This is a genomic window from Caldimonas tepidiphila (assembly GCF_003569765.1).
GTDB lineage: Bacteria > Pseudomonadota > Gammaproteobacteria > Burkholderiales > Burkholderiaceae_C > Caldimonas > Caldimonas tepidiphila.
The window spans coordinates 60,053-83,059 of sequence record NZ_QXMG01000015.1; the positions used below are offsets into that span (position 1 = coordinate 60,053).

Sequence of the window (23,007 nt, forward strand, 5' to 3'; positions counted from 1 at the left end):
CGGTTCAGGCATAGAGGAACTTGGCCATCTGGTGGTAGAGCGGCACGCCCACCACCACGTTGAAGGGGAAGGTCACGCCGAGCGAGGCGCCGATCGACAGCGCCGGGTTGGCCTCGGGGACCGCGATGCGCATCGCCGCGGGTGCCGCGATGTAGGAGGCGCTGGCATAGAGCACCGCGAGCAGCGTCGCGCCGCCGAGCGACATGCCGAGCCACGAGCCGATCAGCACGCCGCCCACCGCCGAGACGACCGGCAGCACGATGCCGAAGCCCACGAGGAAGGGGCCGGCGCGACGCAGGTCCTCGAAGCGCGAGGCGGTCAGCAGCCCCATGCCGAGCATGAAGAGCGACAGCAGCCCCTTGAAGAGGTCGCCGTAGAACTTGGTCAGCGAGTTCGCGCCCTCGGCGCCCCAGATCCAGCCGATCAGCAGCGCGCCGACCAGCAGCACGATCGCCTTGCCCGCGAGCACCTCGTGGCCGAGCACGCGCCAGCGCGTGTCGCCGCCGAGGCCCTTGGCGAGCAGGATGCCGATCATCAGCGCCGGGAACTCGAGGAAGACGAGGAAGACCGACATGTAGCCCTCGTACTCGACGCCCACGCGCGCGAGGTAGGAGGTGCCGACTGCGAAGGTCACGACCGAGACGGAGCCGTAGTGCGCGGCGATCGAGGCGGCGTCGGGCCGCGCGAGCCGGCCGAAGCGGCGCAGCACGGGGAAGGCGACGAGCGGGGTGCCGGCGCTCATCAGCACCGCGACGAGGATCGGCAGCGCGAGCTCGGCGGCCGAGGCATGCGAGAGCTCGATGCCGCCCTTGAGGCCGATGGCGATCAGCAGGTAGATGCTCAGCGTGTCCGACAGGCCGCCGGAGAGCTTGAGGTCGGAACGCAGGAAGCCGGCCGCAAGGCCGAGGATGAAGAAGCCGACGACCGGGTCGAGGCTCACGATCTTTCTCCAGCAGGAAGGCGCCGCGCGGGTGGAGCGCGGCGCCGGTCAGGAAGTCGGGGGCGGGGCGGCGGCCGGGATCCCGGCTGCCGCCCCGCTCCCCGGGGCCCGGGGGACGGGCCGTTCGCTCAGGCGCCGGTGAACACCCGCTTGGCCTGGGCCAGCTTCTCGCGCAGCGGCGTCTTCACGATCGTCTGCAGCAGCTCGCCGACCTTGAAGGGGTGGTGCCCTTCGTGGACCACACCCACCTGCGGCATGTCGGCCAGGCCCACCTTGCGGGCATGCTCGACGAAGCCGGGGTTGCGCCAGAAGAAGGCGCCGGGCATCGTGGTCGGCACGACCGCCGCGAAGAACAGCGCGCGGCCGAGGACCGACTGGCTCACCGCCAGAGCGGCCAGCAGCGGCAGCAGCACGAGGGCAGCGCCCGGGGCGGCGACCAGCGCCAGCGCCGTCACCAGCGCCGCGGCCAACAGCCCGTTGCGCAGGCCGTAGGAGCGGCCGAAGGTGGTGCTCTGGATGTAGAACGAGGCCGCACCTTCGCTCTTCTGGTCACGCAGGTCGCGGGCATGGGCCAGCACGGCGGCACCTTCGAGCGCCAGGCCGGCCGCGGCCACGGCGGCGAGGACGCGCACCAGCTCCGCCGAGGCCAAACCGAAGGGCAGCGCGATCAGCGCCGGCAGCAGCGCGCCGAGCGACAGGGCCGAGGCCACGAAGCTCGCGTCGGTGTGCCAGTGGTTCCAGAACGGGCGCGCCTTGATCCGGTAGAGCTTGATCATGTAGAAGCCGCCCACCGCGATGCCGAGCCCGGCGACGGCCGCGCTCGCCTGCTGCAGCGTGCCGAGCAGCGCCGGGCCGCCCAGGCCGGGAACGAAGCGCTCGGCCGCTTCCAGCGCGAGGTAGCCGCCCAGTCCCGCGGTGAAGACCGTCACGCCGGCGATCTCACGGGAGACGGGCGAGTACTGCAGGTTGTAGTAGCCGCGGTAGAAGCGGTGCGGCCGGCCCAGGTGCATGTTGAGCTTGAACATGCCGAAGACCAGCAGCGCCATCATCGCCACGAGGCTCGGCAGCCATGCCGCGCCGCGCTGGAACACCTGCAGCGGCTCGAGCAGCAGCGCGCCCGCGGTGAGCACCGCGAAGGCGCCGGCGGCGAGCTGCGCGGTGAGCGTGAAGGCGATGTGCGAGTTCTCGTGCGAGCCGAGCAATTTTTGAAGGTTCCACTGGCGCTCGAAGCCGTGCTTCGGGTCGAGCACCGGCTCGTAGCTGCCGTCCTCGTTCTTGCGATGGAACTTGATCGGCACACTGTCGGCGCGGTGCATGTCGCGCGGCAGCGTGCGCGTCTGCTGGAAGCGGGTGTTGGGGTGGGTGATCTCCGGCGACGGGAAACCCGGGATCTCGAGCTTGGCCTGGACGCGGTCCTCCGGGATGCTCTCGACCACGCCGAAATCCAGCGCCTTGCCGACGCAGGCCGAGACGCAGGCGGGCTTGAGGCCGACCTCCAGCCGGTCCACGCACATGTTGCACTTGCTGACCACGCCCTTGACCTGGTCGAGCTGCGGCGCGTTGTACGGGCAGACCCAGGTGCAGTAGCCGCAGCCGAAGCAGATGTCCGGGTTCTGCAGCACCGCGCCGTACTCGGCGTACTTGGTGTAGGCGCGGGTCGGGCAGCCCTTGAGGCAGACCGGGTCGTCGCAGTGGTTGCAGGCGAGGGAAATGTTCAGCCGCGCCACGTTCGGGAAGCTGCCGCCCTCCACGAAGCCCACCGAGCGGAAGGCCTGGTGCGCCGGGTTGTCGTTCTTCTCCGAGCAGGCCGTCTCGCAGGCGTGGCAGGCGATGCAGTTGTCGGCGTTGAAGAAGAAGCCGTGCTGCTTGTAGCGGTTGGGGTTGTCGCTGACGAAGTCGTCGCCGTTGATCAGCAGGCTCTGGCCGCGCTGCGGATCGCCCTCGGGGACGGTCTCGATGCTCGTGCCCCACTGGTTGTGGCTCTTGCCCGGCTCGCCGCGCAGGCAGGCGTAGTCGGGCTCGTTTTCTCTGCGTTGGTACATGGTGTCGTGCTCCCGTCGGTTCTCGGGATCTCAGAACTGGCGCATTTCCATGCTGAGCATGGCGGCCTCGTGCTGGTTGGCGATCTTCTCGATTCGAACCCCGGACTGCTTGAAGGCGGGCTGCCGGGAATAGGGGTCGAGCAGGGCGATGGTCAGGCGGTTGGCGCAGTCGTGGAAATGGAAGGGCAGGAACACCATGTTGCGGCGCACCCGCTGCGTGAGCTGCGCCATCACCACCGCGTCGGAGCGGCGCGAGACCAGGCGGATGTACTCGCCGCGCCGGATGCCCAGCTCCGCCGCCGTGTCGGGATTCATCTCGACGAAGGGGATGGGGCTGAACTTGTTGTTGTTGCCAACCTTGCCGGTCTTGGTGCGGGTGTGCCAGTGCTCGACCAGCCGCCCGGTGTTGAGCCAGAAGGGGTACTGCTCGTCGGGCCCCTCGTAGTTGACGGTGAAGGGCAGCGGGATGAGCTTCGCGCGGCCGTCGGGGAAGCGGAAGGTCGCGTCCTCGGTATAGAGCCGCACGCCGCCGGTCGCGGGCGCCTCGCCCCGCGCCGCCTGCTCGGCGGTGTAGGGCCACTGCACGCCACGGTGCTTGTGGATCAGATCATGATCCATGCCGGTGATGTCGCACAGCCGGCCTTTGGAGAGCTCGCGCATCTCGAGGAAGATGTCCGCGGCGTTCTCCGGGAACTTCACCCGGCCGCCCTCGTTGAACTTCTCGGCCACGCGGTTGAAGATCCACAGGTCGGGCTGGGCCTCGCCCGGTGGCGTGGCCACGGGCGTCACGAGGTTGACGCGCCGCTCGGTGTTGGTCATCACGCCGTGCTTCTCGGCCCAGGTGCCTGCCGGCAGGTAGAGGTGCGCGTACTGGTTGCACTCGGTGTCCTGGTAGCAGTCCTGGACGCAGCAGAACTCGAGCTGCTCCATGGCCTTGCGCACGCGGGCGGTGTCGGGCAGCGAGCTCATCGGGTTGGTCGCGATGATCCACAGGCCCTTGATCTTCCCGGTCTCCATGACCTTGAAGATGTCGGTCTGCTTCAGGCCGAGCTGCTTGGGGAAGAACTCCGGGTCCACGTTCCAGAACTCGCCCATCTCCTGGCGGTGCTGGGCGTTCTCGAGCAGCCGGTGGTTGGGCAGGCCCGCGCACGAGGACCATTCCCGCGTGCCCATCGCGTTGCACTGGCCGGTGATGGAGAGCGGCGTGCCGCCGGGCTTGCCGACGTTGCCGGTGATCAGCGCGAGGTTGTTGATGCCGACCACGCCGTCGGAGCCGTGGGTGGACTGGTTGATGCCCATGGTCCAGATCTGCATCGCCGCCGGCGCCTTGGCAAAGAGGCGCGCCACGACGCGGATGGTCTCCTCGTCGATGCCGCAGATCCTTGAGGCGGTGGCCGGGTCCCATTTGGCGACCTCGGCGCGCAGCTCCTCGATGCCGTTGCAGTTGGCCTCGATGTAGCGCTTGTCCTCCAGGCCCTCCTTGAGGATGACGTGCATCATCGCGTTCTGCAGCACCACGTCCGTCCCCGGCGTCAGCGGCAGGTGGATGTCGGCCATCTGCGCGAGCATCGTCACGCGCGGGTCCACCACGATCAGCGGGAAGCGGCGCTGCTCCTGCGCGTCCTTCAGGCGGTAGTAGATGATCGGATGCTGCTCGGGCAGGTTCGAGCCCCAGGCGATCAGGCAGTCGGTGTGCGAGAAGTCCTCGTAGCTGCCGGGCGGGCCGTCGGAGCCGAAGGATCGCTTGTAGCCCGAGACGGCCGAGGCCATGCACAGCGTGGTGTTGCCGTCGTAGTTGTTGGTGCCGATCAGGCCGCGGGTGAGCTTGCCGAGGGTGTAGAACTCCTCGGTCAGCAGCTGGCCGGTGGAGATGACCGCCACCGAGTCGCGGCCGTACTTCGCCTGGATGCGGCGGAACTCGTCGTGCAGCTTCGCGGTGGCGGCGTTCCAGTCGGTGGGCTGCCAGGCGTCGTGCCAGTGCGTGCGCATCAGGGGCTGCGTGCCGCGGCCGGGTGCGGCGAAGATCTGGTGCTCGGCCAGGCCCTTGAGGCAGAGCTTGCCGCGGTTGACGTCGGCGTCGGCGACGCCTCGCGAGGCGACGGCTTTGCCCGCGGCGTTGAGGCCCACCTCGATCGAGCAACCGGTCGAGCAGTAGCCGCAGGTCGCGTATTTCCATTCGACCACGCCCTTGTCTGCGAGGGTGATCGGGCTCTTGTGATTTCTACCAAACAACATAAGGTTTCCTTGGCCAACCGGAGGGTATGTGCTGCGCTGGCCGGGGTTCAGCAGGGCATGGGTGCGTTCTTGCGGCTGTAGAACCACCAGGTGACGGCGAGGCAGGTGACGTAGAAGGCGATGAAGGCGTAGAGCGCCGCGTCCACCGAGCCGGTCATGGAGATGGAGGTGCCGTAGCTCTTGGGGATGAAGAAGCCGCCGTAGGCGCCGATGGCCGAGGAGAAGCCGAGCACCGCGGCCGCTTCCTTGTTGGCGTCGCGCACGGCCTGATCCTGCGTGTAGGCGCGGTTCACAGCACGCTGGCGCTCGGTCAGGAAGATGATCGGGATCATGCGGAAGGTCGAGCCGTTGCCGATGCCGGCCGCGGCGAACAGCACGAGGAAGGAGACCAGGAAGCCGGTGAAGTTGCCGCCCTGGCCGCCCTGGGGCAGGAACTGCAGCACCGACAGCACGCCCAGGCCCATCACGATGAAGGTCCAGAAGGTCACGCGCGCGCCGCCGAGCTTGTCCGACAGCCAGCCGCCCAGGGGCCGGATGAGCGCGCCGCACAGCGGGCCGAGCCAGGCGTACTGCAGCGCGTTGATGCCGGGGAACTGGCTCTTGATGAGCAGCGGAAAGCCCGCGGAGTAGCCGATGAAGCTGCCGAAGGTGCCGATGTAGAGCCAGCACATCAGCCAGTTGTGCTTTCTCTTGAAGATCACGGCCTGGTCGGCGAAGGAGGCCTTGGCCTCGCTGAGGTCGTGCATGCCGAACCAGGCGGCCAGCGCGCTGATCGCGATGAAGGGCACCCAGATGAAGCCCGCGTTCTGCAGCCACATCGGCACCTGCGCGCCGCCCTTGCTGACCATCTGCGGCTCGCCGCCGAGGGCGCCGAACACGCCCGCGGTGATGACCATCGGCACGACGAACTGCACCAGCGACACGCCCAGGTTGCCCAGGCCCGCGTTGAGGCCCAGCGCCGTGCCCTTCTTCGCCTTGGGGAAGAAGAAGCTGATGTTGGACATCGAGGAGGCGAAGTTGCCGCCGCCGAAGCCGCACAGGATCGCCAGCAGCACGAAGACCTCGTAGGAGGTGTCGGGGTTCTGCACGGCGAAGCCGATGCCGGTGGCCGGCAGCAGCAGGCTGGCGGTGGAGATCGCCGTCCAGCGCCGTCCGCCGAAGATCGGCACCGCGAAGGAGTAGAAGATGCGCAGCGTCGCGCCGCACAGCGCCGGCAGCGAGGCGAGCCAGAAGAGCTGGTTGGTCGAGAACTTGAAGCCGACGGACGGCAGGTTCACGACCACCACCGACCAGACCATCCAGACAGCGAAGGCGAGGGTGAGCGCGGGAATCGACAGCCAGAGGTTGCGGGTCGCGATCGACTGGCCGGACTGACGCCAGAAGGTCGCGTCCTCCGGTGTCCAGCGGGTGATGACGTTCGAGGAAGCCATGGAGGTGCTCCTTGAGGGATGTGAGGGGGTGTCGGGGGGTCAGGTGCGGGCGGCGGCCTCGCCCATCACGCGGGTGCGGCGCACCTCGGTGAAGTACATCCAGATCAGCGAGACCCACACGACGCCGTAGAGCAGCATGAAGGCGCTGGAGCGGATGCCGGTGAGGTCGAGCAGCGCGCCGAACATGATCGGCAGGACGAAGCCGCCGAGGCCGCCGGCGAGGCCGACGATGCCGCTGATCGCACCGATGTTCTTCGGGTAGTCGTCGCTGATGTACTTGAAGACGCTCGCCTTGCCGAAGGCCCAGGCGATGCCGAGGATGAACATCAGTACGGTGAAGGCGTAGACGTTCAGGCCGATGTGGAAGGTCTGCGGGCCGTTGACGGTGGTGATCGTGAAGTCGGTCTGCGGGTAGCTCAGCAGGAACAGGCAGATCCAGCTCACCCACATCACCCACCAGGTGACGGCGTGAGCGCCGTACTTGTCCGACAGCCAGCCGCCGACCGCGCGCAGCACGCCGCCGGGCAGCGAGAAGCAGGCCGCCAGCAGCGCCGCGACGCGGATGTCGAGGCCGTACTCGCCGACGTAGTACTGCACCATCCACAGCGCCAGTGCCACGTAGCCGCCGAAGACGATCGAGTAGTACTGGCAGTACTTCAGCACCGCGGGGTCCTTCAGCGCCTTGAGCTGGTCGGCGAAGCTGACGTTGCTCGGCGCGAGGTGGGCCGGGTTGCTGTGGCTGAAGAGCCAGAACAGCACCACGGTGCCGAGCATGATGGCCGCGTAGACCTGCGGCACCATGGTCCAGCCGAAGGCCACCAGGATCAGCGGCGCGATGAACTTGTTGACCGCCGCGCCCGAGTTGCCGGCGCCGTAGACGCCCATCGCGAAACCCTGGCGGTGCTTGGGGAACCAGCGCGCGACGTAGGGCGTGCCGACCGAGAACGAGCCGCCGGCCAGACCGACGAACAGGCCGATGACGATGAAGTGCCAGAACTGCGTGGCGTAGCTCATCATCCAGATCGCGGGCACCGTGAGCGCCATCAGGATCGTGAAGACGATGCGCCCGCCGAAGCGATCGGTCCAGATGCCGAGCGGCACCCGCACCAGCGAGCCGGTCAGCACGGGGGTGGCCATCAGCAGGCCGAACTGCGTCGCGTTGAGATCGAGCGCCTTCTTGATCGGGATGCCGATGACGCCGAACATCATCCACACCATGAAGCACACGGTGAAGGCGAGCGTACTGACGATCAGTACCGAGAGCGCCTGCCGTTGCGAGGAGGCGCCGGCACCCGCGAGCGCGGCAGGTGAGGCGGGGATGGAGGACATGCTCTTTTCCTTCCAGTGGGAATGCCCTCACTGTAGGAATTCGAGCCCCGCGCGAACATTCGCCGCGCGGACGATGCCGGCGCGGCGAAAGAACGACGGGGCCGTGCGGCCCCATCCTCCGAAAGAACTATGCGGGAGTAGTTCCGCGCCTCGGCGCGCGGCGCGGCGAAGGGGTCAGCCGATACCGCGCTCGGAGGCGTAGACCGCCGCCTGCACGCGCGAGCTGAGGTTGAGCTTGCGCAGGATGCGCTGCACGTGGATCTTGACCGTGGTTTCGGCGATGCCGAGCTTGCGCGCGATCTCCTTGTTGCTCGCGCCGTGCGCGATCTCGCGCAGCGTGTCGAGCTCGCGCGGCGTGAGCGGCTCGTCGTCGGGCGCCGCCTCCTCGGCCTCGGGGGCGGCGGCCGGCTGCGCGGCCGCGGAGCGGAAGGCGGCGATCAGCTTCTCGGTCATCTCGGGACTGACTACCGACTCGCCGCGCATCGCGCGCCGCAGGCTCGAGACGAGATCCTCGCGCTCGACCGTCTTGAGCAGGTAGCCCGAGGCGCCGGCGCGCAGCGCCGCGGCGAGGTCGTCGCCGTCCTCGCTGACGGTCAGCACGATGATGCGCACCTTGGGCGCCACCTCGCGCAGGCCGGGGATCGCGTCGACGCCGCGCACGCCGGGCAGGTGGTTGTCGAGCAGGATCAGGTCGGGCTGCAGCTGCTGCGCGCAGCGCTGCGCCTCGCCGGCGTCGCCGGCCTGCGCCACCACCTCGAGCCCCGGTTCGTCGGCCAGCAGTGCGGCCAGGCCGCGGCGGAACAGGCTGTGGTCATCCACCAGCAGCAGGCGGATCGTCGAAGTGGCAGTGCTCATCGCGTGCGTGTCCGTGGAAGGTCGGGGGCGCGTGCATTCTTTCACGAGGCGGGCGTCAGTGTCTCCCGGGCTTGCGGCAGGCCCGGCGCCACCGCCGGCAGCGTCAGCACGACCTCGGTGCCCTCGCCCGGCTGCGAGCGGATCTGCACCTGCGCGCCGATGCGGCTGGCGCGCTCGCGCATGATCGACTGGCCCACGTGCGTGCTGTCCGGCGCATCGCCGGCGGCATCGAAGCCGCGGCCGTCGTCGCGCACCGTGAAGCGCCATTGCGGCGACTGCTGCACGTCGAGCCAGACCTGCGAGGCCCGCGCGTGCTTGCGCACGTTCGACAGCGCCTCCTGGATCATGTGCAGCACCTGGATCTGCACGTCCGCATCGAGCGGCATGCCCATGCCCTCCTGCATCGAGAGGGCGGCCTTGATGCCCGCCTGGTGCTCGAACTTCTGCAGCGTCGTGCGCAGCGCGACGCTGATGTCGTCGGCGTTGGCGCGGGTGCGGAAGTGCAGCAGCAGCGCGCGCACGTCGCCGTAGCTCTCGCGCACGCCCTCCTCGATCTCGGCGGTGACGCGTTCGATGGCGGGCGCGTCGGCGCGGGCGACCGCGCCGCGCAGCAGCGGCACCTGCATCTTCAGGAAGGCGAGCGACTGCGCGATCGAGTCGTGCAGCTCGCGCGCGATGAAGGCGCGCTCCTCCGCCACCGCGGCCTCGCGCGCCATCGCCGCGCCGCGCAGGCCCTCCATCGCGGCGGCCAGGTGCTGGCCCAGCGTCTCGTAGAAGGAGCGCAGGTCCTCGTCGGGCCGGATATCGGTCCGGTAGAACAGGTCGATCTCGCCGACGGTGCGCAGCTGCGAGCGCAGCGGCACCGTCACGAGCGTCGCGTAGCCGGCCTGCTCGCAGTGCGGCAGCGCCGGCGGCGCGCTCGCGCTGCGGATCGGGATCACGCGCACCGGCGCGTCGGGCTCGGGCGCGCCGCAGTGGCAGCGCGCGGCGTGCAGGCAGTGCTCGGCCTCGACCATCGAGGCCGGCAGCCCGTCGCTGGCGAGCATCAGGTAGCGTTCCTGCCCGGCGTCGGACCAGCGCAGCGCCAGGGCGTCGGCCTGCGCGATGCGGCGCATGCGCGCGGCGAAGCCCTGCGTCAGCGGCTCGACGCCGGTGGCCTCGGACACGAAGCTGCTGATCTCGTAGAGCGCGGCGAGGCGCTCGCGCTTGGTCTCCAGGCGCTGCGTCTTCTCGCGCACCTTGTCCTCGAGCTTCTCGTAGGCGCGTCCCAGATGCTCGGCCATGCGGTTGAAGCCCTGCGCGAGCTCGCCGAACTCGTCGCGCGTCGCGATCTCGACGCGCGCGCCGAAGTCGTTCTGCGCGATGCGCTGCAGCCCCCGGTGCAGGCGCCGCACCGGGTCCAGCACGAACAGGTGGCTGGCGTACAGCAGCGCGATGGCGCTCGCCAGCGCCATCGCCATCATCGCGAGCTGCACCGTGTGCAGCACGGTGGTCCAGTCCGACAGGCGCGCCTCGATCGAGCCGACGAAGGTGTCCACCAGTCGCACCAGGGCGTCGGCCTGCTGCGCAGCAGCCGCGCCCTCGGGCGGCTCCGGGCCGAGCCAGCCGGCGCTCAGCTCGCGCCAGCGCTGCTCGATCGCGTCGAACTGCGCCCGCACCTCCCGGTCCCAGGGCACGAACAGCGGGCGCGAGGGGTCGCCGCTCTCGAGCAGCGCCAGTCCGGCCTCGAAGGCCTGCACCTGCTGCTCGAGCTGCGCGCGCGTCGCCTGCGGCAGCGTCAGCGCGAGCCGGTAGCTCTGCATGCGCAGGCGGCCCGCCTCGTTGACGGCGGCCGCGCCACCCTCCAGGTGCCAGCTGATGCGCAGCGTCAGGCCGATCGACAGCAGCGCCAGCACCAGGAACGCCGCGCCGACGACGGCGAGCTTGGCGGCGAGGCTCCAGGGACGCCGCAGGGAGGTGGAGAACATGGCCGCACTCTACTCCAGGCCCGTCCTCGCCCGCCCCGCTGCGGGCTTCCCGGCCGCCCTTGCCGCATGGGCGCGCGGCGCGAACAATGCCACGCGTGTTTTCCCGTACGGGCCATGCCCCCCGGGACGCGATGCGATAATCGCGCCCTCATTCCGATCGAGGTCATCTTGGACAGCTGTCACCCTCGGTGACCGTCCGCTCCAGCGTACGTGGCGATGCAGCCGCTCCGGGGCGAGACGGTTTCCCCCTCCCCGTTCCCCCCGACCTACCCGCGCAGCAGGCGAATCGGCCGCCGCTGCCGCTTCGGCTGGAGATTCCATGCTCAATGTGTTCACGCTGGCCAACGGCCGGCTGTTTCAGGAAGAGATCGAGAACTTCGAGGAGCTCGCCGGCGTGCAGCCGGTGTGGGTGGACCTCGAGGAGCCGACGCCCGAGGAGAAGAGCTGGCTGATCGGGCGCTTCGGTGTGAGCATCCCGCAGAACGCGGTCGACGAGGACCTCGAGGAATCGGCGCGCTTCTACGAGGGCGACAACGGCGAGCTGCACATCCGCTCGGACTTCCTGATCGAGGACGGCGACACCTCGCGCAACGTGCGCGTGGCCTTCATCCTGCACGACAACGTGCTGTTCTCGGTGCACGACGAGGACCTGCCGGTGTTCCGGCTGCTGCGCCTGCGCGGGCGGCGCATGCCGGGGCTGATCGAGGGGGCCAAGGACGTGCTGCTCAAGCTCTACGACATGGACGCCGAGTACTCGGCCGACTCGCTCGAGGGCATCTACGACGCGCTCGAGCAGGTCAGCGCCTCGGTGCTGAAGGCCGATGTGAGCGACACCGACGCCGGCGAGGCGCTGGCCGCGATCGCGCGCTCGGAGGACCTGAACGGGCGCATCCGCCGCAACGTGATGGACACGCGCCGCGCGGTGAGCTTCCTGATGCGCACCCGCATGCTCAACGCCGAGCAGTTCGAGGACGCGCGCCAGATCATGCGCGACCTCGACTCGCTCGATTCGCACACGGCGTTTCTCTTCGACAAGATCAACTTCCTGATGGACGCCACCGTCGGCTTCATCAACATCAACCAGAACAAGATCATCCGCATCTTCTCGGTGGCCAGCGTCGCGCTGCTGCCGCCGACGCTGATCGCCAGCATCTACGGCATGAACTTCGAGCACATGCCGGAGCTGAGGTGGCAGTACGGCTACCCGTTCTCGATCGCGCTGATGCTCGCCACCGTGATCGCGCCGTTCTGGTACTTCCGGCGCAAGGGCTGGCTGAAGTGAGGCGCCGCCGCGCCTGTCCTCCCGGGTAGGTAAGCGCTACCATCCGCGCGGCCGCCGGTGCGGCAGCTTCTTCCAGCCTCGGCACGCGGCCTTCGAGTCCGGCTTGCGCGCTTGCACGACGACGAAAGCCCTGGCCGCTGCATGCGGCCGGGGCGGGAAGAAAGTTGTTGCGGAGCGCCCCAGGACGAAGGAGGGAGGGAGGGAGGAGGAGGAGAAACGTCCTGGGATTTCAGTCTCTTCGACAGGCTCCGCAACAATAAAACGGTTCAGGGGGCGGTCTCCGGTCCGGCTGCCGCAGCGGCTTCCCCCTTCGCACGGCACCTGCCGGCTGCCCGAGGGCGGTTTCGCTGTCTTCGGCCGCACCGTATTCCGCGGTCTCGAACCTGTGGGGCAAACGCGATGCCTGCCCCGGGCGCCAGTCCCTCCCTCCAGACAGGGGGCCGGTCCTTCCCGGCAAGGGCAGTAAAGCCTTCCATCCTCCACCCAGGGCTACAAAGGCAGGGCCGGCACCGGCACGGCGCGCCTGCCCGCGACGGCAGGAGGGCGCCCGGGCCGCGGGCTGCGCCTGCCGGCGTCCTCGCTTGCACGCGCAGGCGCGGCACAGGCATTGCACCCTTCGGCGGAGGACGGCTTCCCCGAAAAAATAGAATGACGGGTTGGCCGTGCAAGCGGTATGTGGTGTGTGTGGTGTGTGAAGGAAAAAGACAGATGCTCTATTTCGAGCTTTTCAAGCAACTCGAGGCCGTCCGCTGGAACATGGACACGGACATCCCCTGGGACCGCTTCGACGCGAGCCGGCTCAGCGAGGAGCAGGCCCAGACGATCAAGATGAACGCGATCACCGAGTGGGCGGCGCTGCCGGCCACCGAGATGTTCCTGCGCGACAACCGCGAGGACAGCGACTTCTCGGCCTTCATGAGCGTCTGGTTCTTCGAGGAGCAGAAGCACTCGCTGGTGCTGATGGAGTACCTGCGCCGCTTCCGCCCCGACCTGGTGCCTACCGAGCAGGAGCTGCACGAGGTGCGCTTCGAGTTCGACCCGGCCCCGGCGCTCGAGACGCTGATGCTGCACTTCTGCGGCGAGATCCGCCTCAACCACTGGTACCGCCGCGCTGCCGAATGGCACACCGAGCCGGTCATCAAGGCGATCTACGAGACGCTCGCGAAGGACGAGGCGCGCCACGGCGGCGCCTACCTGCGCTACATGAAGCGTGCGCTGGCCAAGCACGGCGACGAGGCGCGCGCCGCCTTCGCCAAGGTCGGCGTGCTGATGGCCTCGGCGCGCCGCACCGCGCAGGCGCTGCACCCGACCAACCTGCACGTCAACGAGAAGCTCTTTCCCCGCGACACCGTGCAGAGCCGCCTGCCCGACCCCGAGTGGCTGGAGCACTGGCTCGACAAGCAGATCCAGTTCGATGCCTCCTGGGAAGGCAAGGTGGTCGAGCGCATCCTGCACAACCTCAGCCTGCTGATGGAGCGCAGCTTCAAGAGCGTGCAGGAGCTCAACCGCTTCCGCAAGGAAGTGACGCAGCAGCTCGCGGCCTCGGGCTCCGCGCAGGCGGGCGCCCAGCCGGCCTGAGCGTTTCCCCGGCCGGCGCGCGCCGCCTGCTGCGGCTAAGCTGCCGGCCATGAAACCGAAGCTCAGCCTCGTGACCCTCGGCGTGCGCGACCTGCCGCGCGCGCTCGCCTTCTACCGCGACGGCCTCGGCTGGCAGCCGGCGGAGGGCAGCAACGAGCACATCGCCTTCTTCGGCGTCGGCGAGCGCGCGCTGCTGGCGCTGTTCGGCCGCGAGGCGCTCGCGGAGGACGCCGGCGTGCCCGCGCACGGCGAGGGCTTCCGAGGCTTCACGCTCGCGCACAACGTCGCCTCGCCCGCCGCGGTGGACGAGACGCTCGCGGGCGCCGTGCGTGCCGGCGCGACGCTGGTGAAGCCGGGACAGCCCACTTCCTGGGGCGGCTACAGCGGCTACTTCGCCGATCCCGACGGCGTGCTGTGGGAGGTCGCCCACAACCCCTTCATGGACCTGAGCTGAAGGCCCTCAGCGGCCGCGTGCGGCTGCCGCGGGCTGCGAGGCCAGCAGCGCCGCCGCCGCCAGCGTGCCGCACAGCGCCCCGCTCGCGTGTGCGACCACCGCGAGCGGGAAATCCCAGCCGGCCTGCGTGCGCAGCGGCTCCACCCAGGCCTGCTCCCGCAGGAGCTTGGCCAGCAGCGCGAGGCCGAGCACGGCGCCGAGCAGGCGCTGCGCGCCGCGGCCCTGCGTCACCGTGAACACCGCGGCCACCGCCGCCCCCGCATGCAGCACGCCGGACAAGCCGGCATAGACGGCCGGCTCGGCAGCGAGCCACAGCGCGGCCTGCGTCAGCGGCCAGGCGAGTGCCCAGGCGAGCGCGGCGCGCGCCGGCAGCGCAGCGGCGGCGCCGAGCGCGCCGAGCAGCAGCGTGCCGGCCGCGTTGAAGGCGAGGTGGCGGGCGTCGAAATGCACGAAGGCCGCGCCCCAGAGCCGCCAGGCGTCGAGCGGCGCGTCGCGCCGCCAGGCCAGCGCCTGCGGCAGGCCCGCGTCGTGGCGCCAGCCGAAGGCCGCTACGGCGAGCGCGCCGAGCAGCAGCAGCGCGGCCAGCGCGGTCCAGGCCCGGCCCGGCCGCCGCAGCGACGCGGCGAGCCGCCGCTGCGGTCGCGCCAGGCCGCGGGGCCGGGTCAAGCCGGCCCGAACACCGCGCGCCACAGCGCCAGGCCGGCGTCGCGCCAGCCGGCGAGCGCGGGTGGCGCCTGCTCCCAGCGCACCTGCGTCGGCTGCTCGTCGAGGCGCGCGCGGTGCTGCGCGCGGCGCAGCTCGCGGTAGGCGTCGGCGGCGGCGCTGCCGATGCCGGCCGGCAACAGCCCGGCGGCCTCGGCGCGCTGCAGTAGCGCGATGTTGCCCTTGTTGTCCTGCAGCCCCGGGTGCTCGGCGCCGTGCGCGAGCACGAGGTACTGAACCGCGAACTCGATGTCCATCATCGCGCCCGGGCTGTGCTTGACGTCGAAGCGGTCGGGCTTGACCGGGTGCGCCTGGCGCACCTTGTCGCGCATCGCGCGGATCTCCTGGCGCAGCGCGTCGCGGTCGCGCTCGGCGCCGATCACCGCGCGGCGCACCTCCTCGAACTTGGCCTCGATGGCCGGGTCGCCCGCGCACCAGCGCGCCCGCGTGATCGCCTGGTGCTCCCAGGTCCACGCGGTGTTGCTGCCGCGGCCCTTCTGGTAGTTGCCGAAGGCCTGCACCGAGGTCACGAGCAGGCCCGAGTTGCCGTTGGGCCGCAGCGCGGTGTCGATGTCGAACAGCTCGCCCGCGGCGGTGCGCAGCGTCAGCCAGGTGATGACCTTGCGCACGAAGGCGGCGTAGACCTCGGGCGCGCGCTCGTCCTCGTCGTCGTAGAGGAAGACCACGTCGAGGTCGCTGCCGTAGCCGAGCTCCTTGCCGCCGAGCTTGCCGTAGGCGATCACGGCGAAGGCGGGCGCCTCGCGGTGGCGGTTCTTCAGGTGCAGCCAGCCCCAGCGCAGCGCGCACTCGAGCGTCGCGTCGGCGAGCGAGGACAGGTCGTCGGCGACCTGCTCGACGGTGATGTGGCCCTCGACGTCGCGCACCAGCGTGCGGAACACCTCGGCATGGTGGGCGCGGCGCAGCGTGTCGAGCAGCGACTCCTCGTCGGCCTGGCCCGAGCGGTCCCAGGCCTGGTGGCGCTGCTCGAGCTCCTGCACGTAGGCGGCGGCGTCGAAGCGGGTGTAGATCAACCGCGGGTCGGCGAGCTCGTCGATCACGCCCGGGTGCTGCATCAGGTAGCGCACCGGCCAGCGCGCGAGGCCCAGCAGCCCGAGCAGGCGCTTGTGCACCTCGGGGCGCTCGACCAGCAGCGCGATGTAGCTCTCGCGGCGCAAGAGCGGCTCGAGCCAGTCGACGAAGCGCAGCGCCGCGTCCATGCTGCAGCCGCCGCTCGTCACCGCGTGCGCGGCGCGCATCACGAGCTTGGCGAGGCGCATCTTGGTCTCGTCGCGCAGCGCGCGGATGCGCGGCTGCCCGGTCAGCGGCCGCAGCCGGGCCGCCAGCGGCGCGGGCAGTTGCTCCAGGAAGGCCTCGGTGTCGAGCGCCGCGGGCGGCTGGCCGCAGTTGCGGCAGCCGTTGCCGTTGCCGCTGCGCTGCGGCGCCTGGCCGTCGTGCAGCAGCGCGTCGAACTCGAGCGCGACGAACTCGCGCGTCTCGCCGAGCCGGTCGAGCAGCTCGCAGGCGTCGGCGTTGCAGCTCAGCCCCATCGAGCGCGCGATCCAGCCCAGGTCGCCGTCCTGCGTCGGCAGCAGGTGCGTCTGCTGGTCGTCGAGGTACTGGATGCGGTGCTCGAGGCGGCGCAGGAAGACGTAGGCCGCCTCGAGCTTCGCGGCGGTCTCGGGCTTCATGACGCCGACGGCGGTCAGGCGCTGCAGCGCCTGCAGCGTCGAGCGGGTGCGGATCTCGGGGAACTGGCCGCCGCGCACCACCTGCAGCAGCTGCACGATGAACTCGATCTCGCGGATGCCGCCGCGCGAGAGCTTGACGTCGTTGGCACGCTCGGGGCGGCCCGCGGCGCGCTTCTGCGCATGGTCGCGGATCTGCCGGTGCAGCGCGCGCAGGCCCTCGAACACGCCGTAGTCCAGGTAGCGGCGGAACACGAAGGGCACCACCACGTCGCGCAACTGCAGCGCGCGGCCGGATTCGACCGCGGCGGCCGGCGCGACGATGCGGCTCTTGAGCCACGCGAAGCGCTCCCACTCGCGGCCCTGCACGAGGAAGTACTCCTCCAGCATCGACAGGCTCACCACGGGCGGCCCGGAGTTGCCGTTCGGGCGCAGCGCCAGGTCGACGCGGAACACGAAGCCGTCCTCGGTCGTGTCGCCGATCAGCGCGTACAGGCGCTTGGCCACCAGCGCGAAGTACTCGTGCGCGCTAATGCATCCGGTGCCGTCGGCGCGGCCGATGGTCTGGCCGTCCTCCTCGTAGACGTAGATCAGGTCGATGTCGGAGGAGACGTTGAGCTCGCGGCCGCCGAGCTTGCCCATGCCGACGACCCAGAACTCGATACGCTGCCCCTGCGCGTTGAGCGGCGCGCCGTGCAGCGCGTCGAGCTCGTCCTGGGCGTCGGCCAGCGCCCGCTCGAGCGTCAGCTCGGCGAGCTCGGTCATGCACATCGCGACCTCGGCCATCGGCGCGTCCTGCTCCACGTCGAGCACCGCGAGCCGCTCGAGCGCGAGCTGGCGCGCCACGCGCAGCGCCGACGCGAGCGGGCTGCCGCGCTGCAGCAGCGTGTCGATCAGCGCCGCGACCGCCTCGCGCCGCGGCAGGCCGGGGGCGAGCAGCGGCAGCTCGGCTTCGTAGCGACGGCGGATGCGCTGCACGAAGCGCGAATGCGCCGCGTCAGCTGCCGCGACGTCGTTGCGTACATCCTGTTTCATTGCGCCCGCCGACGGTTCGGTGAAACCCATGTCCGGTCCCTGGCTCTATGCTAGCGTGCGGGCTCGCCGCGCCGGGGTACGGTGCGTGCGGGACCCCGTCCCCGAATCCGCCCGGGCTCCTGGCAGCAGGTCGCTGCCCGGCGACGTTTGCCGTTTCACTGTCTTCATGTCCTCGTCTCCCTCCCCGACGGCCCGGGTGCCCCGGCGGCGTATCGCGCGAACCGTGCTGCGGGTGTTCGGTGCGGTGTTGCTTGTGCTGTGGAGTATCGTGCTCTTCGCCTGGCTGGTACTCCACTGGGGGATTCTCCCCCGCATCGACGAGTGGCGGCCGCGCATCGAGCAGACGGCCTCCAGGGTGTTGGGGCTGCCCGTGCAGATTGGGCAGATCCGCGTGGAATCCGGCGGCTGGACGCCGGCCTTCGAGCTGCGCGAGGTGGTGCTGTCGGACCCGGCCGGGCGCCCGGCGCTGCGCCTGCCGCGCGTGCGCGCGACGGTCTCGCCCCGCTCGCTGCTGCACCTGGACCCCCGCTTCGAGCAGCTGCTAATCGAGCATCCGACGCTGGAGGCACGACGCGACGCGCAGGGGCGGCTGTTCGTGGCCGGCCTCGAGATCGGCCGCGCCGGCGGCGACGGCGACTCCAGCCCCGCGGCCGACTGGTTCTTCCGCCAGCCCGAGTTCGTGCTGCGCCACGGCACGCTGCGCTGGATCGACGAGCAGCGCCAGGCGCCGCCGCTCGAGCTGCGGGACGTGGACCTGGTGGTGCGCAACGCCGGGCTGACGCGGCGGCGCCACGAGCTGCGGCTGGACGCGACGCCCGACGCGGGCTGGGGCGAGCGCTTCAGCCTGCACGGCCGTTTCTCGCACCCCCTGTTCGCGCGTCCCGGCGAGCTGCAGCGCTGGAGCGGCCAGGCCTACGCCGAGCTGCCGCGCGCCGACCTCGGCCGGCTGCGCCACCACGTCACGCTGCCCTTCGAGCTGCACGAGGGCGACGGCGCGCTGCGGCTGTGGAGCGACTGGCGCGAGGGCCGCCCGCTCGCCGCCACCGCCGACCTCGCGCTGCGCAGCGTGCAGCTGCGCCTGGCGCCGGGGCTCGAGCCGCTGGTGCTCGCGGACGTGACGGGCCGGCTGTCGGGCGAGAGGCGCGACGGCAGCCACCGCTTCGCGGCCCGGGGCCTGTCCTTCCGCAGCGGCGACGGCCGGCTCTGGCCGGCCTCGGCGATCAACCTCGCCTGGACCGAGCCGGGTCGCGAGGCGCCGGGCGGCGGCGAGCTGTTCGCCGAGCGGCTCGACCTCGCGATCCTCGCCGAGCTCGCCGGGCGGCTGCCGCTCGGCAGCCCGGTGCGCGAGATGCTCGCCGAACTCGCGCCGCAGGGCATCGTCGAGCCGCTGGACCTGCGCTGGACCGGTGCGTTCGAGCGGCCCGAGAGCTACCGCGCCCGCGTGCGCGCCGAGGGGGTGACGCTCGCGGCGCAGCGCGACGGGCTGCGGCACGGGCACCCGGGGCGCCCCGGCGTGCGCGGCGCCGCCTTCGACCTCACCGCCACCGAGCGCGGCGGCGAGGGCGTGCTGAGCATCCACGACGGCGCGCTGGAGCTGCCGGGCGTGTTCGACGAGCCGCTGCTGCCACTGCAGCGCTTCGCGACGCGGCTGAACTGGACGCGCCAGCCGGCGACCCGCGCCGCGCCGGGCCGGCTCGAAGTGCAGGCGCGCGACCTGCGCGTCGCCAACGCCGACGCGGAAGGCGAGCTGCAGGCCGTCTGGCGCACCGGGACGGGCGCCGCCCCGCGCTACCCCGGCGAGCTCGACCTGAAGGGACGGCTGCTGCGCGCCGACGCGACGCGCGTCTGGCGCTACCTGCCGCAGGCGCTGCCCGAGGACGTGCGCAGCTACGTGCGCCGTGCCGTGCAGGCGGGGCACTCGCGCCAGGTGGAATTCCGCGTGCGCGGCGACCTGCGCGACTTCCCGTCCAGCGACCCGCGGCGCGGCGAGTTCCGCATCGCCGCGCGGCTCGAGGGCGTGCGGCTCGCCTACGTGCCCGACACGCCGCAGGAGCCCTCGCCCTGGCCGGCGCTCACCGACGTGAACGGCGAGGTGGTGTTCGAGGGCAGCGCGATGCACGTGCGCCAGGCGCGCGCGCGCCTGCACGGCATCGAGCTCGGCGCGGTGCGCGGCGGCATCGCCGACCTCGACCACCCGGTGCTGCGGCTCGAGGGCAGCGGCCGCGGGCCGCTCGCCGATGCGCTGCGCTTCGTCGATGCGACGCCGATGGGCGAATGGACGAACCGCGGGCTCGCGAAGGTCAGCGGCAGCGGCGCGGTGGGGCTGCGGCTGGCCCTGAACCTGCCGCTCGACCACCTCGAGAACAGCACGGTGCGCGGCGCCGTCACGCTGCTCGGCAACGAGCTGCGCCTGACGCCCGACGCGCCGCAGATGAGCGCGGCGCGCGGCGTGATCGAGTTCTCCGAGAGCGGCTTCTCGGTGCGCGGCGCCAGCGCCCGGCTCTACGGCGGCGAGGCCGCGTTCAGCGGCGGCTCGCAGCCCGACGGCAGCCTGCGCTTCGAGGGCCAGGGCGTCGCCAGCGCCGAGGGCCTGCGGCAGGCGCGCGAGCTGCCGTGGCTGCCCTACCTCGCCGAGCACCTGAGCGGCCAGGCCGCCTACCAGGCGCAGGTCGGCATCGTGGGGGGCGAGCTCGAGCTCGGCATCCGCAGCACGCTCGCCGGGATGGCGGTCGAGCTGCCGGCGCCGTTCGCCAAGCCCGCCGCCGCGGTGCTGCCGCTGCGGCTGCAGATGGCGCTCGAGCCCGAGCCGCAGCCCGGCCGCGCACCGCGCGACCGGCTGCAGCTCGAGCTCGGCGGCCTGCTGCGCGCGGACTACCTGCGCGAGCTCGAGGCCGGGGGCGCGCGGGTACTGCGCGGCGGCATCGCGGTCAACGGCGCGCCGATGCCGCAGCCCGGCGCCGGCGTGGCCGCGGCGGTGCAGGTCCCGTCGCTCGACCTCGACGCCTGGCAGCGCGCCGGGCAGGGCCTGCCCGACGAGCTGTCCTCGCCGGCCGGCAGCGGCGCGCCGGGCGGTGGCGGCGACGCGCAGGAGGAGGGCGGCTACCTGCCCTCGCGGATCTCGCTGCGCAGCGACGTGCTGCTGGTCGAGGGCCGGCGCCTGTCGCGCGTGGTGGCGGGCCTGTCGTCGGACAAGGGCCTGTGGCGCAGCAGCTTCGAGGCCGAGCAGCTCGCCGGCTATGCCGAATACCGCCCGCCGCGCGCCGCCGGGGGCGGGCTCGCCGGCAAGCTCTACGCGCGGCTGGCGCGGCTGTCGCTGCCCGAGGGCGAGCAGGGCGGCGTCGAGGTGCTGCTCGACCAGCAGCCGGCGAACGTGCCGGCGCTCGACATCGTGATCGACGACTTCACCCTGGAGGGCGTGCGGCTCGGGCGCGTCGAGGTCGACGCGATCAACCGCACCACCGGCGAGATCCGCGAGTGGCGGCTCAACCGCTTCGCGGTCACGACGCCCGAGGCGCGGCTCGAGGCGAGCGGCAACTGGCTCGGCGTGCGCAGCGGCGGGGTCGCGCGGCGCCGCGCGGCGATGGACTTCCGGCTCGACGTGGACGACAGCGGCGCGCTGCTCGAGCGCTTCGGCCAGCCGGACGTGCTGCGCGGCGGCCGCGGCCACATCGGCGGACGGCTGAGTTGGGTCGGCTCGCCGCTGAGCCCGGACTACCCGACGCTCGGCGGCCAGCTCGAGGTCGAGCTCGGCAGCGGCCGCTTCCTGAAGGCCGAGCCGGGGCTGGCCAAGCTGCTCGGCGTGCTGAGCCTGCAGGCGCTGCCGCGGCGGCTCGCGCTCGACTTCCGCGACGTGTTCCAGGAGGGCTTCGCCTTCGACGCGATCCGCGGCGACGTGCGCATCGGCAGCGGCGTCGCGCACACCAACAACCTGGTGATGCGCGGCGTGCAGGCCGCGGTGCTGATGGAGGGGCGCGCCGACCTCGCGCGCGAGACGCAGGACCTGCGCGTCGTCGTGGTGCCGGAGATCAACGCCGGCACCGCCTCGCTCGCCTACGCGGCGATCAACCCGGCGGTGGGCCTGGGCACCTTCCTCGCGCAGATGTTCCTGCGCAAGCCGCTGATGCAGGCGAGCACGCGCGAGTTCCACATCAGCGGCTCCTGGGCCGACCCGCAGGTCGAGGCGGTGCGGCGCCGGCCGGGAACGCCGCTGCCGCAACTGCCCGGGACCGAGCCGCCGCCGAGCGCCGGCCGCGAGCCGCCTGCGGACGGCGGCTGAACGGCGTGCCCGCGTGCGGCGGCATGCCGATTGCCGCCCGGGAGTCGCGGGGCATTCCGGCCCCGCGAGCACGACACAGGAGACGTCATCATGAAGAGCGAGGAAAAGCGGATCGAGAACCGGCTGAAGGACGAGAAGATGGGGCGCGCGCAGGCGCAGGCGAAGCAGCAGGTCCAGGAGCAGGGCGTCAAGGGCCGGCCGGCGCAGGACATGCACAAGGCATCCGGCGAGGGCCGGCAGAAGGGCGGCAGCAAGCGCTGAGCCGAGGGGTGCCGCCGGGCGGGCCCGCGCCGGCCCGCCGGCGGGCTGCACCTGCGCGTTCCCCGGCATAGACTTCCGGGCATCCCCTCCCCGGAGTCGAACCGATGAAGATCGCCGCGCTGCAGATGGTCTCGGGCAGCTCGCCCGAGCACAACCTCGACACCGCCGAGCGCCTCGTCGCCGAGGCCGCTGCCGCAGGGGCGGCGCTGGTCGCGCTGCCCGAGTACTTCTGCTTCATGGGCCGGCGCGACACCGACAAGCTCGCGCTCGCCGAGCGGCTCGAGGCGCCCGGACCGATCCAGCGCCGGCTCGCCGACGCCGCGCGGCGCCATGGCGTCTGGGTGATCGGCGGCACGCTGCCGCTGGCCACCGACGACCCGGCGCGGGTGCGCAACAGCACGCTGGTGTTCGACCCTCAGGGTGCGCAGGTCGCGCGCTACGACAAGATCCACCTGTTCCGCTACGACCAGGGCAGCGAGCGCTACGACGAGGGCCGGGTGCTGGAGGCCGGCGCCGAGCCGGTGGCCTTCGACGCGGAGGTGGCGGGGCAGCGGCTGCGCATCGGCCTCGCGGTCTGCTACGACCTGCGCTTCCCGGAGCTGTTCCGCGCGCTGATGCGCCCGCCCTGCGACCTGCTGGTGCTGCCCTCGGCCTTCACGCACGGCACCGGCCAGGCGCACTGGGAGCTGCTGCTGCGCGCCCGCGCGGTCGAGAACCAGTGCTACGTGCTCGCGCCGGCGCAGGGCGGCGTGCACGACAGCGGGCGCCGCACCTGGGGCCACAGCCTCGTCGCCGGGCCCTGGGGCGAGCTGCTCGCGCAGCGCGAGGCCGACGGCGAGGGCGTCGTGATGGCCGAGCTCGACCCGGCGCGCCTCGCCGAGGTGCGCCGGCAGCTGCCGGCGCTGGAGCACCGGCGGCTTTGAGCGGCGACAGGGC

Annotated in this window: 15 protein-coding genes; 6 read left to right on the forward strand and 9 right to left on the reverse strand. The window is 71.5% G+C overall.

All coding sequences use genetic code 11. The annotated features are described in order from the left end of the window. Positions 1–4 precede the first annotated feature (4 nt). From D3A59_RS12150 to D3A59_RS12180, 7 genes are all read right to left on the reverse strand, one after another. The gene (locus D3A59_RS12150; protein WP_119155199.1) at positions 5–940 is read right to left on the reverse strand and encodes a sodium-dependent bicarbonate transport family permease; all 936 of its coding nucleotides are present in this window, start codon (positions 938–940) and stop codon (positions 5–7) included. Between the two features lie 128 nt (positions 941–1,068). Then, the gene (locus D3A59_RS12155) at positions 1,069–2,982 is read right to left on the reverse strand and encodes a DmsC/YnfH family molybdoenzyme membrane anchor subunit (RefSeq protein WP_119155200.1); all 1,914 of its coding nucleotides are present in this window, start codon (positions 2,980–2,982) and stop codon (positions 1,069–1,071) included. A gap of 30 nt (positions 2,983–3,012) precedes the next feature. Then, complete coding sequence (locus tag D3A59_RS12160) at positions 3,013–5,166, reverse strand: molybdopterin oxidoreductase family protein (RefSeq protein WP_205665177.1); 2,154 nt, start codon at positions 5,164–5,166, stop codon at positions 3,013–3,015. A gap of 98 nt (positions 5,167–5,264) precedes the next feature. Next, entirely contained in the window at positions 5,265–6,647 is a 1,383-nt protein-coding gene (locus D3A59_RS12165) for a NarK family nitrate/nitrite MFS transporter (protein WP_119155202.1), read from the reverse strand. A 39-nt stretch (positions 6,648–6,686) separates the two neighbouring features. After that, positions 6,687–7,976: an MFS transporter gene (locus D3A59_RS12170; RefSeq protein ID WP_119155203.1), complete on the reverse strand. Its 1,290-nt coding sequence runs from the start codon at positions 7,974–7,976 to the stop codon at positions 6,687–6,689. A gap of 174 nt (positions 7,977–8,150) precedes the next feature. Next, entirely contained in the window at positions 8,151–8,831 is a 681-nt protein-coding gene (locus D3A59_RS12175; RefSeq protein ID WP_119155204.1) for a response regulator, read from the reverse strand. Between the two features lie 41 nt (positions 8,832–8,872). Then, on the reverse strand, positions 8,873–10,798 hold the full coding sequence (locus D3A59_RS12180; protein ID WP_119155205.1) for a type IV pili methyl-accepting chemotaxis transducer N-terminal domain-containing protein: 1,926 nt from the start codon (positions 10,796–10,798) through the stop codon (positions 8,873–8,875). A 319-nt stretch (positions 10,799–11,117) separates the two neighbouring features. On the opposite strand from D3A59_RS12180, the gene corA reads away from it, so the two are divergent. The 3 genes from corA (at position 11,118) to D3A59_RS12195 (ending at position 14,112) form a co-directional block, all read left to right on the forward strand. Beyond that, entirely contained in the window at positions 11,118–12,080 is a 963-nt protein-coding gene (gene corA / locus D3A59_RS12185) for a magnesium/cobalt transporter CorA (RefSeq protein ID WP_119155206.1), read from the forward strand. A gap of 708 nt (positions 12,081–12,788) precedes the next feature. Further along, positions 12,789–13,658 (forward strand): ferritin family protein, encoded by an 870-nt coding sequence (locus D3A59_RS12190; RefSeq protein ID WP_119155207.1) that lies wholly within the window; start codon positions 12,789–12,791, stop codon positions 13,656–13,658. Positions 13,659–13,707: 49 nt separating this feature from the next. Further along, positions 13,708–14,112, forward strand: coding sequence for a VOC family protein (locus D3A59_RS12195; RefSeq protein ID WP_119155208.1), 405 nt, complete (start codon positions 13,708–13,710; stop codon positions 14,110–14,112). A gap of 6 nt (positions 14,113–14,118) precedes the next feature. Here D3A59_RS12195 and rrtA read toward each other — a convergent pair whose 3' ends face one another. Both rrtA and glnE read right to left on the reverse strand, forming a co-directional pair. After that, on the reverse strand, positions 14,119–14,778 hold the full coding sequence (gene rrtA / locus D3A59_RS25385) for a rhombosortase (RefSeq protein ID WP_157991507.1): 660 nt from the start codon (positions 14,776–14,778) through the stop codon (positions 14,119–14,121). Beyond that, a complete protein-coding gene (gene glnE / locus D3A59_RS12205; RefSeq protein ID WP_119155233.1) occupies positions 14,775–17,534 on the reverse strand; it encodes a bifunctional [glutamate--ammonia ligase]-adenylyl-L-tyrosine phosphorylase/[glutamate--ammonia-ligase] adenylyltransferase in 2,760 nt (919 codons plus the stop codon). The genes rrtA and glnE overlap by 4 nt, the downstream gene beginning before the upstream one ends. A gap of 166 nt (positions 17,535–17,700) precedes the next feature. Here glnE and D3A59_RS12210 point away from each other — a divergent pair, with 166 nt between their 5' ends. The 3 genes from D3A59_RS12210 to D3A59_RS12215 all read left to right on the forward strand — a co-directional run bounded on the left by D3A59_RS12210 (position 17,701) and on the right by D3A59_RS12215 (position 22,994). Then, complete coding sequence (locus D3A59_RS12210) at positions 17,701–21,810, forward strand: YhdP family protein (protein WP_272868071.1); 4,110 nt, start codon at positions 17,701–17,703, stop codon at positions 21,808–21,810. A gap of 90 nt (positions 21,811–21,900) precedes the next feature. Then, complete coding sequence (locus tag D3A59_RS25390; protein ID WP_157991509.1) at positions 21,901–22,071, forward strand: hypothetical protein; 171 nt, start codon at positions 21,901–21,903, stop codon at positions 22,069–22,071. 104 nt (positions 22,072–22,175) lie between these two features. Continuing rightward, a complete protein-coding gene (locus tag D3A59_RS12215; RefSeq protein ID WP_119155211.1) occupies positions 22,176–22,994 on the forward strand; it encodes a carbon-nitrogen hydrolase family protein in 819 nt (272 codons plus the stop codon). Positions 22,995–23,007: the final 13 nt, after the last annotated feature.